The sequence below is a fragment of the Streptomyces sp. NPDC051738 genome (assembly GCF_044453205.1).
In the GTDB taxonomy this organism is placed as follows: domain Bacteria; phylum Actinomycetota; class Actinomycetes; order Streptomycetales; family Streptomycetaceae; genus Streptomyces.
Genome location: NZ_JBITCM010000002.1, coordinates 288,280 through 301,580 on the forward strand (window position 1 = coordinate 288,280; position 13,301 = coordinate 301,580).

Consider the following 13,301-nt stretch of genomic DNA (forward strand, 5'->3'; position numbering starts at 1 on the left):
ACCCCGTCAAAGTAACCAGAACCCCTCGCCCCCGCCGCCCCTACCCGTCCCGTCCCGGGGGGGGGGGGGGGGGCGGGCCCCCCCCCCCCCCCCCCCCCCCCCCCCCCCCCCCTCCCGACATTCGCGTCAGCCGGGCAACGGCCACGCGTACGGGCCCCCGGGGTCGTCCAGCCACGCCCACTCGTGCTCGCCGCTCACCGTGATCCCGTACCGCTCCCGCTGCGGCTGCCCCTCCCTCTCCCACAGCGCGTACGCCTCCTGCGGATCGAGGCTGCCGCGGGTCAGCGCCAGCAGGAAGCGGAACAGTTCGTGCTCGCGGGCCCGGCGCGGCAGCCCGCCCAGGTGAGTGGCCCCCGGCTCGGACCGCACCCCGCCGCGCAGCGGCACGAAGTAGGCGGGCGTGTGCAGGAAGCGGCCTTCGGCGTGCTCGGCGTCCCGTACGGTCAGGGCGATCAGACCGGTGGCCAGCGGGGTCAGGATGCGGGCGCCGGGGCGGCACTGGGCGAGCCAGGCGCGCGGGATCGACAGCAGGGTGCAGGTCGCGATGATCCGGTCGAAGGGGGCGCGTTCGGGCACGCCGCGCGTGCCGTCGCCGGTGACGACGACGGGGTGGTAGCCGGCGGCGGCCAGGTGCTGCCGGGCCGACTCGGTGATCTCCGGCTCCAGATCGACGGTGGTGACGAGGTCGTCGTCGCCGAGCCGATGGGCGAGGAGGGCGGCGTTGTAGCCCGTGCCCGCGCCGATCTCCAGGACCCGGTCGCCGTCCGCCACGCCCAGCGCGGCCAGCATCATCGCCATCAGGGACGGCTGACTGCTGGAGGAGACCAACTCGCCGTCGCGCAGCCGGGTGGCCAGCGGCGTGTCGGCGTACGCCCCGCGCACCCAGCGCTCGCGTGCACGCGGGTCGGGGCTCTGGCCCCAGCACCGCTCGTAGCCACCGGCGACGCCGGCTGCGACGACGTAGTAATACGGCACGAACAGATGCCGCGGCACGGCCGCGAAGGCGTCCCGCCACACCGGGTCCCCGGCCCACGCCCCGCTCGCCTCGATCTCCCGCACCAGCGCGGCCCGCGCCGAGGCGGCGAGGTCGTCCAGGGCCCTGTCGGGGGCGTGCGCGCTCATACGTCCACTGTCCTGCGGCAGGCCGTACGAGGCGAGCGCCCCGCCGGACGATCCGGAACGCGTCACTGGGGACTGTCCAGAACTCGCCACAAGGGGCGGCTGGTCCTAGGCCCTGTCGTTTGGATCAGCTCGGCTGTGAGGATCGGTTCCTCTTGGCCGACCCGAGCGGGGCGATGGGGGTGCCCCCGCGCGAGCCGAGCGAAGCCGGTTCGAGCGTGGGGGAGCGTGCAGCTGCAGGGCAGAGGAGGGAGTCGACGCGGAGCGTCGGCGACCGACGACAACGCCGCTGGGGGTCCCCCCTCTGGGGGAGTGCGTGCCAGGGCCCGCGACGCCGGGATGATCCAAACGACAGGTCCTAAGCCTGGAGTCCTCCGTCTCCGCGTCTGAGACCATGGGCCATGTGAATGAAATTCGGCGCGGCACGCTTCAGGAGCAGACCTTCTACGAGCAGGTCGGCGGGGAGGAGACCTTCCGCCGCCTCGTCCACCGTTTCTACGAGGGTGTCGCCGAGGACCCGCTCCTGCGGCCCATGTACCCCGAGGAGGACCTGGGCCCGGCCGAGGAGCGCCTCGTGCTGTTCCTCATCCAGTACTGGGGCGGCCCCACGACGTACAGCGAGAACCGCGGCCACCCCCGGCTGCGCATGCGCCACGCCCCGTTCACCGTGGACCGCGCGGCCCACGACGCCTGGCTGAAGCACATGCGGGTCGCCGTCGACGAGCTCGGCCTCTCCGAGGAGCACGAGCACACGCTGTGGAACTACCTGACGTACGCGGCGGCGTCGATGGTGAACACCGCGGGCTGAGCCCGGCCACCCGCCTGTCGCCGCCTGCGGCCGTGCGGGGTCAGCGAACGCTCACGTCCAGCGCCCCGAGCCCCGCCCTGCGCACGGCGATCGATCCGTACGGCGTGCGCAGCCGCAGCCACGCCCCCGAGGACAGCAGCCCCAACTCGCCCTGGCCCGCGGCTCCTCGGGGTCGCAGGAAGCCCAGCGACTGCGCCGCGTGCACTGCCCGTATCGGAAGGGGCGTCTCCCCCACCGTCCGGGACCAGATCTCCCGCCCGATCCGGTCGAGCTCGGCGCGGGTACGCCGCTCCGGCGCCAGCTCCTGCGTACGCGACCGGAACTCGGCGACCGCCACCCCGACCATCGCCGCCAGCTCGCCCGGCGTCGGCAGCCCGGCCTCGCGCCGCCAGCCCCCGCGCGGCGGGAGCACCCCGGCCCACGGCGGCCCGGTGACCGCGGCGGGCACGACGGCCGTACCGGCCCCCTCGTCGACGGACTCCAGCAGCTCGCCCGCGGACACGGTCACGTCCAGCGTGACGTCGAGCCCGTTCTCGTACGGCTTGGCCAGCCGGACCGCACGGATCGCCAGCACCTCGAAGGACGGCGGCCGCCCGAAGACGGCGAGCGCGGTACCGGCCGCCTGCAGGCGCACCGCGGCTCCACGGTCGTAGTGGAGCAGCCGGGAGAGGAAGGCCGCGAGATCCGCCGCCTCCCCCTCGTCGGCGAGGTGGAGCACCGTCATGCGGCGACGGCCTCCTCCTCGGCGTCCTTGTCGTCCACGTCGTCCCCGTACTCGCGGAGGAACTCCTTCTCCTCCGCGGTGAGCCGTCGCGGCCGTTCCGCCTCGAAGTCGAACGGCACGACCACCGTCGAGGCCCGGACGTAGACCAGGTCGTCGTCCTTCACCTCGTAGGTGATGGTGAAGGACGCGGCCCTGATCTCACTGACCCACAGCTCGATGTCCACCGGGTGGTGCCGGTGAACGAGCTGCCGCTTGTAGTCGATCTCGTGGCGGGCCACCACCGACCCCTGCTTGAAGTCCTTCTCCGGACGGAACAGGAAGTCGATACGGGCTTCCTCCAGGTACCGGACGAAGACCGCGTTGTTGACATGCCCGTACGCGTCCATGTCCGACCAGCGCAGGGGGCAGTGGTAGATGTGCCGCAAGAGATCAGCCCCGGGTCAGCTTCTTGTAGGTGGCGCGGTGCGGACGGGCCGCGTCCGGGCCGAGCCGCTCGATCTTGTTCTTCTCGTACGACTCGAAGTTGCCCTCGAACCAGAACCACTTGGAGTCACCCTCGTAGGCGAGGATGTGCGTCGCCACGCGGTCCAGGAACCACCGGTCGTGGGAGACGACCACGGCCGCACCCGGGAACTCCAGCAGCGCGTTCTCCAGACTCGACAGCGTCTCGACGTCCAGGTCGTTCGTCGGCTCGTCGAGGAGCAGCAGGTTGCCGCCCTGCTTGAGGGTGAGCGCGAGGTTGAGGCGGTTGCGCTCACCACCGGAGAGAATGCCGGCCGGCTTCTGCTGGTCGGGGCCCTTGAAGCCGAAGGCCGAGACATACGCACGGCTCGGCATCTCGACCTGGCCGACATTGATGTAGTCGAGCTCGTCGGAGACCACGGCCCACAGGGACTTCTTCGGGTCGATGTTCTCGCGGCTCTGGTCGACGTACGAGATCTTGACGGTGTCGCCGACCTTGATGGTGCCGGAGTCGGGCGTCTCCAGACCCTGGATCATCTTGAAGAGGGTCGTCTTGCCGGCGCCGTTCGGGCCGATGACACCGACGATGCCGTTACGCGGCAGCGTGAAGCTGAGATCGTCGATGAGGACCTTCTCGCCGAAGGCCTTGCTGAGGTTGTTGACCTCCACGACGATGCTGCCCAGACGCGGGCCCGGCGGGATCTGGATCTCCTCGAAGTCCAGCTTCCGCATCTTGTCCGCCTCGGCGGCCATCTCCTCGTAGCGGGCGAGACGCGCCTTGGACTTGGCCTGCCGCCCCTTGGCGTTCGACCGCACCCACTCCAGCTCTTCCTTCAAGCGCTTCGCACGCTTGGCGTCCTTCTGCCCCTCGACCTTGAGACGGGTCTGCTTGGTCTCCAGGTACGTGGAGTAGTTGCCCTCGTACGGGTAGGCGCGCCCGCGGTCGAGCTCAAGGATCCACTCGGCCACGTTGTCGAGGAAGTACCGGTCGTGGGTGATGGCCACGACGGTGCCCGCGTACTTGGCGAGGTGCTGCTCCAGCCAGTTCACGGACTCGGCGTCGAGGTGGTTGGTGGGCTCGTCGAGGAGCAGCAGGTCGGGCGCCTCCAGGAGCAGCTTGCAGAGCGCGACGCGGCGCTTCTCGCCACCGGAGAGGTTGACGACGGGCCAGTCGCCGGGCGGGCAGCCGAGCGCGTCCATGGCCTGCTCGAGCTGGGCGTCGAGGTCCCACGCGTTGGCGTGGTCGAGGTCCTCCTGGAGCTTGCCCATCTCGTCGAGCAGCGCGTCGGAGTAGTCGGTGGCCATCAGCTCGGCGATCTCGTTGAACCGGTCGAGCTTGCCCTTGACCTCGGCGACACCCTCCTGGACGTTCTCCAGGACGGTCTTCTCGTCGTTGAGCTTGGGCTCCTGCATCAGGATGCCGACGCTGTACCCGGGCGACAGGAACGCGTCCCCGTTCGACGGCTGCTCGAGGCCCGCCATGATCTTCAGAACGGTCGACTTACCGGCACCGTTCGGGCCGACGACGCCGATCTTCGCTCCGGGGAGGAAGTTCAGGGTGACGTCGTCGAGGATCACCTTGTCGCCGTGCGCTTTGCGCGCCTTGCGCATGGTGTAAATGAACTCAGCCAAGAGAAACCGTCCGGCAGTTTGAAATCTGGCAGTGGGCAGATACACCCCATCTTGCCCGACGGCTACCCCTGGGGGGAAACGCGTATAGCTGGGGCGCTCTGACCTGGGGTTTCACTTCTGACGGCTCTGGCTCGGCTGTCAACGTCGGTCGCTGCCGGTCGGCCTCGGGCGCCCTCGCACGGCCCAGAGACGGCCCGACGCAGGGCATGTCACTTCTTGTGGTTCTGCGGCAGAGACACAACCTTCAGTCCGACCTGTTGAGCCCGTAGCCGCATGCCGAAGTCATCGGTCAGCACACGAGAGCCCGTGCTGGGGTGAAGGTTGTCCAAGTCTGCGGCGCACCGCAAGATCGCCAAGTCTGCATCGTTGTCGCGATCATCTGTGTCGACCCACACCTCGATGGTCGCGCCCTGGCGCAGTTGTACAGCATCTCCAGGCTGGCTTCCTTGGAGGATCTTCTCCAGATACCGGATGGCTGTGGTAGCCCTCTTGGCGAGCTCGCCTTGGCCGTACTTCTGCTTGTCGAGCTCATCGATCACACGCAGTGGGACTACAAGCCGCGTAAGGGGGGCGGTCTCGCCTTGAGCCTTCAAGACGTCGCGCCAGCGGATGTCGCCTGGTTGTGACCAGTGGTTGAGCATGTTCGTGTCGTAGACGACGGGTAGGCCAGGCCGAGAGGCAAGCTGCTTCAGCGCCTCAAGCTCGTTGCGGGCCTGCTCCAGGGCCTTCACTTGGTTCTCAATTTCGGTGACGAGCGCCTGATTCTCCGCACGGAGAGCCCGCCGCATGTTGGCTGCGACGTCAGGGTCGCTGGTGAAACCGATGTCCGCGCGTGCACCACCGATCGGCAGCAGATTCCAGTAGGCCGCGGAATGCATGGAGGCGGCGAGATCCGGAGTCGCAAAAGCCTGCTTGAGTATGAGGTACGTCTCATGTACTGCATCGGTGTAGGCGCCGAAGTAGTCCCGTGCACCGCGCGCGTTGCCCCACGTCGTCTCGGCGCGACGGAGCACGTCGTAAGCGTGGGCCATGGTGATGCCGGGGTTCAGCCTCATGCCGAGAGCCTGGCAGACGGCAGCAGGTGCAGCACGCAAATTCAAGGACGCAGACATGTAGGCGCATCTACGGTTCCGGAGTCGTTGTCCAATCGCGCCGCGAGCGTCTCCGCGGTGTGTCACACGAGCCGTCGGCCCCGGGTGGGTACAACCTCGGCCCGAGCGCCACTACGCGGGGACGAACACGCGCTGGGCACCGTGGGCAAGGGACTGTCTTGTCCCGAAGCAACTTGGGTGGGCGCTTACCTTGGACCGGTATGCCTTCCGCCTGCGGGGGCGGTCCGTGGAGGTGCGCAGGTGTCCGCCGCTGTCCGTCGGCGTTGTCACTCAGTTAGACACTCAGCACAGCCCAAGCGCCCGCCGGGATCCTGCCGCAACCCCCCGTCACCATCACCTACAGTCACGCGCAGGTACGAGCGCGACGTCCGACTGTCAGTGCCGTCTACTAACGTCGCGCATGAGGGAGGGGATTCCGTGACGAGCAATCCGTATCGCCGTGTTACGAGCCTGCAGTACGGGCTCATCTCAGTCATCTCGCTGCTTGTCGGCATCCTCCTCCTCTACGTGTCGGGACTCCCCTGGTTCGACGAACACCCGACGTTCGGGACGCTCGCAAATCAGTTCGGCGGCCTCGTCATCGCCTCCGTGACCTTGGCCGTGCTGTGGGAGCTGGTCGGAAAACGCTCCTTCTCCCGGGAAATGCTAGAGATTCTGCGACTGAAGAACGATGTCGACACTGCTGGGCTTGAGGCCATCGGGACCGACTATGTGAAGGTGTTCGACTGGGAGAATCGGCTTGAGACCGCCAAGAACCTCGATGTATTTGCTGCCTGGGCGACCACATGGCGGAACACGCACCAAGCCCGGCTGACCCGGGTTGCATCTCGTAGCGATGCGAAGATCAGGATCTGCCTCCCCGATCCCAGCAACCCGGATTGCGTCAAGCTGTTCGCAACACGCTTCAACATGACCGAGGACCGGGTTCGCAGCAAGCTTACGGAGGCCATCGATGGGTACAAAGCCCTAGATGGGTCGAGTGGTTCCGGACGGGTCGAGATCTACGTCTCTCCCGTTTTCCGAGCCTTCACCGCATACAGGATCGACGGCCACTTCATCGTCAGCCTCTACCACCACAAGGACAGCCGAAGCGGCTCAATCCCCGCCCTGAGCTGCCGCGAGGGCGGTTCACTCTATGAATTCTTTCTAGACGATCTTGAGGGGGTCCTGAATGCCAGCACACGACTCTATCCGTGACGTAAGAGGCATCGGTGATGTCCACATCCTCTCAAGCGACTTGACTGCTGAAGCCATCGAGCAAATCACAACTGCGGGGAGGGTCGCCTGGGATATCGAGACTAATGGGCTCGATCCCCTAACGGCTCAGATTGGAACATGTCAGCTCTCCATCGAGGCCGGCCGCACTTTCGTCATCACAGGCCTAGCACAGAGCCGCCCAGAAAGATTGGCGCGCCTCCTGGCGAACCCAGATGTGTTGAAGGTATTTCATCATGCACCTTTCGACCTCGCATTCATGAGCCATGCCTGGGAGGTAAAGCCAGTAAATTCCGCTTGCACGAAGGTCGCCTCAAAGCTGCTACACCCGCAAGCCCGGAATTCCGAACACTCCCTAAAGCATCTAATGTGGCAGAACTTCGAGATATCTCTCGATAAGGAGATCAGGTTCACTGATTGGCTCTCAGACTCGCTGAGCGCCAGGCAAGTTGAGTACGCCGTGGGAGATGTGGTCAAGCTCCTAAACCTCTACGATCTCCTTAAGCACAGGCTCAGGGCAGAAGGTCTTCTCGACCTCTACGAGCGCTGCTGCGCCTTCCTCCCTTCGCATACGGAGCTGCGTCTTCACGGGATGCCTGATCCATTTCGGTACTAGCTCCCCCCCGCCCCGGCTACAGCGCAGCGGATCCTGTCGAGGTCGGCGGAGCCTAAAGTGAGCGAGTCAAGCTTTAGGCGATCTTGAAAACCGTCGTGGCAGCGATGTCACGTGGGTTCAAATCCCACACCCACCGCTGCGGCTGACGGCCTCTGACCAGCATGTTTGAGCAGGGGCCGTTGCCATGTCCACCCTCCGCCGGACACCGCCCGTCCCCGTGGCTTCCCGCCCTATCGGGCACGGAAGGGGCACGTGACGGGCACTCCCGGGGCAGGGCATTCGGAGATCCAACAGGCCGCCCGCCGACCACCAGTCAACGGTTGATCGGGATCTCGTAGACGATCTCGCAGTGGGCGGCGGGCACCACGATGTCCGCCGTCTCGACGGGCCGGCCTTCGTCGCTGTAGTAGGTCCGCCGGATGTGTGTGACGAGCGCGGCCTTTTGGATGCCGAGTAGCGATGCCTCCTCGGCGGTCGCCTGCCTCGGCTCGGGCTGCTCCACGGCATGGCTGACTGTGACACTGATCGCGGCCATCCGGTTCACGACTCCGGCCCCGGCGTGCGGGCCTCCCTCGGGGAGGATCACCAGCGTGCCGGCGGTGAGGTCGTACGGCTCCCAACTCGTCGACAGCTGCACGGGCCTGCCGTCGGCCAGAAACTCGTACGTCGTGCGGACGCACAAGTCACCCTCGGCAATGCCCAGTCGGGCTGCGATGTCCGCGGGCGCGGGCACCTTGGCGTCGGTCCGGCTCTCCCAAGTGCCCTGCCTGCCAACGGCCTTCATGTCTGTGCGGAAGGGCGACCCTTGAGGCTGCTCGCGCGCTGAGGAACGGACTACTCGCACCCGCTGGCGGGGCTCGGCGACGTACGTTCCCGATCCGGCGCGGCCCTCCAGTACGCCCTGGGAGATCAGCAACTCCTGCGCCCGCCGGACCACGTTCTCGCCCACGCCGCACTCCTGGCCGATCTGGGCGCGGGACGGGAGGCGGTCCCCCGGCTCCCACACGTGCTCCGCGATGCGTCGCCGGAGTTCGTCAGCGATGCGGAGATAGGGCGGCTGCTCAGGCATATGGAAAATCTAGTCCACTAGCCCTAATCTAGTTAACTAGCTTCACTCAAAGTGATCGCTGGTATCGGAGGCTGCCCTGTGCCCGCTTCGGGAGTTCGCGCGGCGGCCATCGCCGCCCGGCTGTCCGCCCTCGGGCTCCTCACGCGAGTGGAGGAACACCCCCGACACACGTCGGTCGAAGCGGAGGTGCCGGAATCGGTCTCTGCCGAGACATGGCGGGAGGTCTTAGAAGTGGTGGCCGAGGCCGATCGGTTCGGGCTCCTCGCCACCAGCCTGAACGGCCGCACTCTCTGGGCGGTCGTACGCAAGGCGGTCCCCACGACGGGCGATGTCGGGGGACCGAGCCATCAGCGATAGGAGCTGAACAGCGTGCTCAACCGTATCCGCCGCGCCGTCTCCCTTACCAAGGCGCGCTACTTCCCCAAAGGCAGGCACCGCCGCTCCTTAGCGCCCGCCTGGCCGTCGGCCTCTTCCGTCTCGCCTGCGTCTGCTGACGCGTCGGCAGTCGTCCTGGAACGGGCCTCCACGGGGCTGGACCATCGCCACTCGCTCACAGGTGAGGACAACGCGCTCGTACGCCCGTATTTGCTGGCCTGGGAGAGGCGCGTGCGGGCGCGCTCCGTGGTCATCGCTCCGTACCTGCCGGTCGACGCCTGGTCGACCCTCGCGGGGGTCCACTGATGCCTTCTCGACAACAGCCGCACATCACGTACGCCTCGGCCGTCCCCTACCGCTCGACCGCCTGCCGCATCGGCACGCACCCCGCCTGCGCGGAGTTCTCCCCGGCATCGGCGCCGGTCGACGTTCCGGTGATCTACGAAGCGTGCGACTGCCCATGCCACTCGGCATGCGACCAGTCCACGTCTGCGGAGGTGGCACGGTGAACGAACGGGCCCTCGGTGGCGCGCTGGTCTCCAACATCGAGGTCACGGCGAGCACCGTGCAGCGTGGCGACATCATCCAACTCGGCGGTCAGGCCTGTCGGGTGGGCGATCTCTTCCAACTGCCCCAGGGAGCCAAGCAACTGGTCTTCGAGTCAGGCGAGTTGCTGACCATCCACACGCGCACCCGGCTGGTGGCCGTACGGACGCTGAGAAGGCGGTGACCGAGGCTGTGCCGTCTCGCCACCGGGGCATCGCCGACGACCTCCGGAACCAGATCACGACCGGCCGTATCCAGCCTGGCGAGCGTCTGCCGTCCGAAGCCGACTTGGCCGACCGGTACAAGGTCAGCACGGTGACACTGCGGAGAGCCCTCGCGGTGCTCCAGGGCGAAGGCCTCGTCGAGAAGATCCACGGCAAGGGGAACTTCGTCCGCCGTCCCCACCGCAAGATCATGTATGTCGGGGGATGGGGAACGCTGGACCCGTGGACCGCCGCCGAACCGGCTCTGCGTGTCACCGTTCGCAGCACCACAGTGCAGGCTCATGGGCATCTCACGACTTTGCTGAAGGTGTCCGAGGGCAGCCCCATCGCCGAGTTTTCCTGCGTCAGCCACGCGGAGGAGTCACCGCACGGGCTGGCCCGCATCTACATCCCGCACGACCTGGCACCCGTCGGAGACCTCGACGACACGTCCTCATGCTGGGAGGCGGCCACGAGATTCGCCGTCCTCGGCCCGCCGCCGGCCGCTGTCCGGGAGATGGCATGTGCCCGGACACCGACACCGGACGAAGCCTCGGTACTCCGGATCGGTCACGCCGCGCCAGTCCTCGGGATCACGCGCGTCGCAACCGATGCCACCGGGCGAATCGTCGAAGCCGCCCTCCTGGTGTTCCCGGGGGACCGCGTCGACGTGGTCTTCGCCACCCACCACATGACCGACGAGAGGCAGATCCAAGCATGACTGCTCGGAACGAACTGCGGCTTCTCCCGTGGTCGGGCCCGGAAGGCAATCCCTGCTACCTGAGCACCGACGACCGGGACGGCTACATGTCCCGACTGGCGGACAACATCGAAGCCGTCCAACTCGGCACGGCGGCCGAACTGCTGGAACGGGCCTCCGAAACCCTCGCCGACCAGCACGCGGGCCCGGAGGACGTACTACGGCTGGCGAAGGAACTGACCGAGGCCTTGCGAGACGTACTCCGCGTCGCTACCAGCCGCGGTCACCTTCTCACCGCGAACGAACCACACGGCATCTGAAAGGGCGGCCGACAACGGCACCCGCCGGCCCCGGCCTCCATTGAATGCAGGGAAGGGAGCCCGAGACGAACTCGGGCTCCCTTCCCCGTCGCGTTGTGCACATCAGCCGACGATAGCCAGCCGCGATGGCGGTTTCGCCGACCGATCAGGCGCGCGTGTGCTTCGTTGTACCCCTACCGGCCTCAGCCACGCTCTCGTGGTTTGCGCCGACAGAGCAACCTGTGGCGGCCGGTCAGTGACGATCCTGCCGCTCTTCTGAGCCGTAGCTCTATGTGGAACGGTCCTAGGCAGACATACCGGTCGCGCTGCGACCGTAGTGGACCACCGGAGGACAGGGCGGTTGTTGTGGCTCCGTAGTCACAGGGTCTGACATCCGGATGCCGAAGCCGTCGCAGGTGCGGGCCTTGCAGCCTCCGATGTGGTGCGGAGAACGCAACTTGGCTGCACAGTTCACGAGTTCGCAGCGCCTGTTGTCAATGAGGCTTCATACAATCGAAGTTGACCGACATGGGTCTGTCGCGAAGGAGGTGAACAATGGCCAAGAAGGGAAGCGGAGGCGGCTCCGGGAGCAAGGCCCGGAGCGCCGTGACCGGCCGGTACGTGACCAAGAGCTACGCGAAAGCTCACCCACGCACCACGGTAGTAGAGACTCCGAAGAGGCGTTCCGGCAAGAGGTGACCTCTTGAAGTCCGAACGAAGAGGGGTGTCGCTCAGGCGGCGCCCCTCCGCTCGCCCCACCTTAGTGGCTCTGGGGTGCACGACTACCCGTAAGGCGACTCGATCCAGGCAATCTTGAGAACCGTCGTGGCAGCGATGTCACTGTGGGTTCAGATCCCACACCCACCGCAGGTTAGCTACCCCCACCAGCAGAAGTAGCCCAGGGTAGCTGACACCATGATCTACCGTCGTGCTCCACGAATCCCCCTCGTTCCCGAGTTGACGGGCACGCAGGAGGTACTCCAAATAACGGAGACCTATGTCAGCAACCACTGATTGGTTGAGTGCCGTCGGCGGAGTCCTAGGCGCCGTTGGCGGCCCTGCTGGCCTCTGGGCGGCTTGGCACCAGATTCGTGTTGATCGACGGCGTCGTTATGGGCCGCCCGAAGAGCTGATTGACCTCCTGGGCAAGATGATCGATCTGGCTGGCCAGGTGTCGTTCCAATACCGCTCCTCTGACTGGCTGCGCGACGCTGGTGGTCACGAGACCGCAGACCGCGTTAAGGAGTTGTGTCACCCGATCCACAACGAAGACCTCAAGAACCAACTTCAAGCTGTGACTAGGACCTACACGCTCATCCGCATGAACGACACTCGGAGTGCAATGAGCGACGAGGACCGGATCCGGATTGTTCAAGCTCAGGAGAAGCACGCTCGACAACTGAAGGAGCGGTCCGAAGAGGCTTTGAAGTTGCTGCGTCGCCACCTGTGACTGCCCAAGCGGTTGGTGGACTCTTAGTGACCCAGTCAAGCGCCGCGTAGGCCCCGGAGCACCAGTTTGGAAGATCGCGTAACCGGATCTGGGCTGGCCTGGCCAAACGACGACCTGCGGGTTCCTGGGAGGCTCGCCGATGTTCCCCATTGTTCCCCGCCGGTCGCTATTCGATCGGGCACGCAGGGGGGCACACGCAAATGCAGCCTAGTCGGTGCTTAGGCGGTCCATGCGGCCTCGGCGGGCACCCGTAAGAGTGAGAGCACTGGGATTTGGACCAGTGGTGGCCACGCTGCCCTTATCTTCCCGCGTGTGGTGAAGGACTGGATGCCGCTGTGGATAGCCGTCGTCGGCTTGGTCGGGGTGGTCTGGCAGGCTCGTCGTGCACGTCGCGACGCGAGGGATCAAATCAAGCACGATCTTGAGTTGCTTTCGGCGATACCTCCTGATCTTGCGAGTCGTGAGGAGCTGCGCGCTCACGTGGACCGGTCGGTGCGAGCGTTGGTGGCTCGGTCAAGACGCGACTGCGGACTGATCATTAGCTACTCTGTCATTGCCGCTGGCATCGTGATCACGCTTCTGGTGACGCTATGGAGGTCCGTCAGCTGGACCGCGGGAATGGGCTCTTTGCGGCTAGATGGCGGCATATTGGGTCACGTTGAGGCGGCCTTGTTATTGGCGCTGCTCGCTCTCGTTCTCTGGAGGGTGAAGTGGGAGTTGGGTAGGGGACGCCTCGACGGAGAATCCCCATCCCGCCTCGGCGAACGACCGCTCGGTGATTGAGATGTGGCAGGGTCTTCGCGGCCTGCACCAGCGGGGCTTGCAGCCGAATCCGCGGTCGGCGTAGCGACTTTGGCCGGGAGCTGCTTTGGCGCGAGTGATCATGGCCCCGTAAGCTTCCGGCGCGTCGGGCAGTCTGTTGACCTGCCCGTTAAAGCACGACGTTGGGGCCATGGTCTTCGAGGCTCGCG

Annotated in this window: 16 protein-coding genes; 10 read left to right on the plus strand and 6 right to left on the minus strand. The window is 66.3% G+C overall.

Annotated elements, in window-relative coordinates; translation table 11 throughout:
* Positions 1–126 precede the first annotated feature (126 nt).
* Entirely contained in the window at positions 127–1,122 is a 996-nt protein-coding gene (locus ACIA8X_RS05865) for a methyltransferase domain-containing protein (RefSeq protein WP_393451626.1), read from the minus strand.
* Between the two features lie 391 nt (positions 1,123–1,513).
* Here ACIA8X_RS05865 and ACIA8X_RS05870 point away from each other — a divergent pair, with 391 nt between their 5' ends.
* The gene (locus ACIA8X_RS05870) at positions 1,514–1,927 is read left to right on the plus strand and encodes a globin (RefSeq protein ID WP_393451629.1); all 414 of its coding nucleotides are present in this window, start codon (positions 1,514–1,516) and stop codon (positions 1,925–1,927) included.
* A 40-nt stretch (positions 1,928–1,967) separates the two neighbouring features.
* On the opposite strand, the gene ACIA8X_RS05875 is transcribed toward ACIA8X_RS05870, so the two are convergent.
* The 4 genes from ACIA8X_RS05875 to ACIA8X_RS05890 form a co-directional block, all read right to left on the minus strand.
* The gene (locus tag ACIA8X_RS05875; protein WP_393451632.1) at positions 1,968–2,651 is read right to left on the minus strand and encodes a hypothetical protein; all 684 of its coding nucleotides are present in this window, start codon (positions 2,649–2,651) and stop codon (positions 1,968–1,970) included.
* Complete coding sequence (locus ACIA8X_RS05880; RefSeq protein ID WP_393451635.1) at positions 2,648–3,076, minus strand: acyl-CoA thioesterase; 429 nt, start codon at positions 3,074–3,076, stop codon at positions 2,648–2,650. The genes ACIA8X_RS05875 and ACIA8X_RS05880 overlap by 4 nt, the downstream gene beginning before the upstream one ends.
* Positions 3,077–3,080: 4 nt before the next feature.
* Complete coding sequence (ettA, locus tag ACIA8X_RS05885) at positions 3,081–4,745, minus strand: energy-dependent translational throttle protein EttA (RefSeq protein ID WP_393451637.1); 1,665 nt, start codon at positions 4,743–4,745, stop codon at positions 3,081–3,083.
* 209 nt (positions 4,746–4,954) lie between these two features.
* A complete protein-coding gene (locus ACIA8X_RS05890) occupies positions 4,955–5,800 on the minus strand; it encodes a PIN domain-containing protein (RefSeq protein WP_393451640.1) in 846 nt (281 codons plus the stop codon).
* 474 nt (positions 5,801–6,274) lie between these two features.
* Here ACIA8X_RS05890 and ACIA8X_RS05895 point away from each other — a divergent pair, with 474 nt between their 5' ends.
* The gene (locus tag ACIA8X_RS05895; protein WP_393451643.1) at positions 6,275–7,054 is read left to right on the plus strand and encodes a hypothetical protein; all 780 of its coding nucleotides are present in this window, start codon (positions 6,275–6,277) and stop codon (positions 7,052–7,054) included.
* Positions 7,029–7,688: a ribonuclease D gene (locus ACIA8X_RS05900; protein WP_393451645.1), complete on the plus strand. Its 660-nt coding sequence runs from the start codon at positions 7,029–7,031 to the stop codon at positions 7,686–7,688. The genes ACIA8X_RS05895 and ACIA8X_RS05900 overlap by 26 nt, the downstream gene beginning before the upstream one ends.
* A 313-nt stretch (positions 7,689–8,001) precedes the next feature.
* Here the strand turns inward: ACIA8X_RS05900 and ACIA8X_RS05905 are convergent, their stop codons facing one another.
* The gene (locus ACIA8X_RS05905; RefSeq protein ID WP_393451648.1) at positions 8,002–8,757 is read right to left on the minus strand and encodes a GntR family transcriptional regulator; all 756 of its coding nucleotides are present in this window, start codon (positions 8,755–8,757) and stop codon (positions 8,002–8,004) included.
* 78 nt (positions 8,758–8,835) lie between these two features.
* Here ACIA8X_RS05905 and ACIA8X_RS05910 point away from each other — a divergent pair, with 78 nt between their 5' ends.
* The 7 genes from ACIA8X_RS05910 (at position 8,836) to ACIA8X_RS05940 (ending at position 13,113) form a co-directional block, all read left to right on the plus strand.
* The gene (locus tag ACIA8X_RS05910) at positions 8,836–9,114 is read left to right on the plus strand and encodes a hypothetical protein (protein WP_393452089.1); all 279 of its coding nucleotides are present in this window, start codon (positions 8,836–8,838) and stop codon (positions 9,112–9,114) included.
* Positions 9,115–9,126: 12 nt separating this feature from the next.
* A complete protein-coding gene (locus ACIA8X_RS05915; RefSeq protein ID WP_393451651.1) occupies positions 9,127–9,438 on the plus strand; it encodes a hypothetical protein in 312 nt (103 codons plus the stop codon).
* A 166-nt stretch (positions 9,439–9,604) separates the two neighbouring features.
* A complete protein-coding gene (locus tag ACIA8X_RS05920; protein WP_393451654.1) occupies positions 9,605–9,862 on the plus strand; it encodes a hypothetical protein in 258 nt (85 codons plus the stop codon).
* Complete coding sequence (locus ACIA8X_RS05925; RefSeq protein WP_393451657.1) at positions 9,859–10,602, plus strand: GntR family transcriptional regulator; 744 nt, start codon at positions 9,859–9,861, stop codon at positions 10,600–10,602. Before ACIA8X_RS05920 ends, ACIA8X_RS05925 begins: the two co-directional genes overlap by 4 nt.
* Positions 10,599–10,901 carry a hypothetical protein gene (locus ACIA8X_RS05930; protein ID WP_393451660.1) on the plus strand — a complete coding sequence of 101 codons (303 nt, stop codon included), beginning with the start codon at positions 10,599–10,601 and terminating at the stop codon, positions 10,899–10,901. The genes ACIA8X_RS05925 and ACIA8X_RS05930 overlap by 4 nt, the downstream gene beginning before the upstream one ends.
* Before the next feature lie 976 nt (positions 10,902–11,877).
* A complete protein-coding gene (locus tag ACIA8X_RS05935) occupies positions 11,878–12,330 on the plus strand; it encodes a hypothetical protein (RefSeq protein WP_393451662.1) in 453 nt (150 codons plus the stop codon).
* A gap of 312 nt (positions 12,331–12,642) precedes the next feature.
* Positions 12,643–13,113 (plus strand): hypothetical protein, encoded by a 471-nt coding sequence (locus ACIA8X_RS05940; protein WP_393451665.1) that lies wholly within the window; start codon positions 12,643–12,645, stop codon positions 13,111–13,113.
* Positions 13,114–13,301 lie beyond the last annotated feature (188 nt).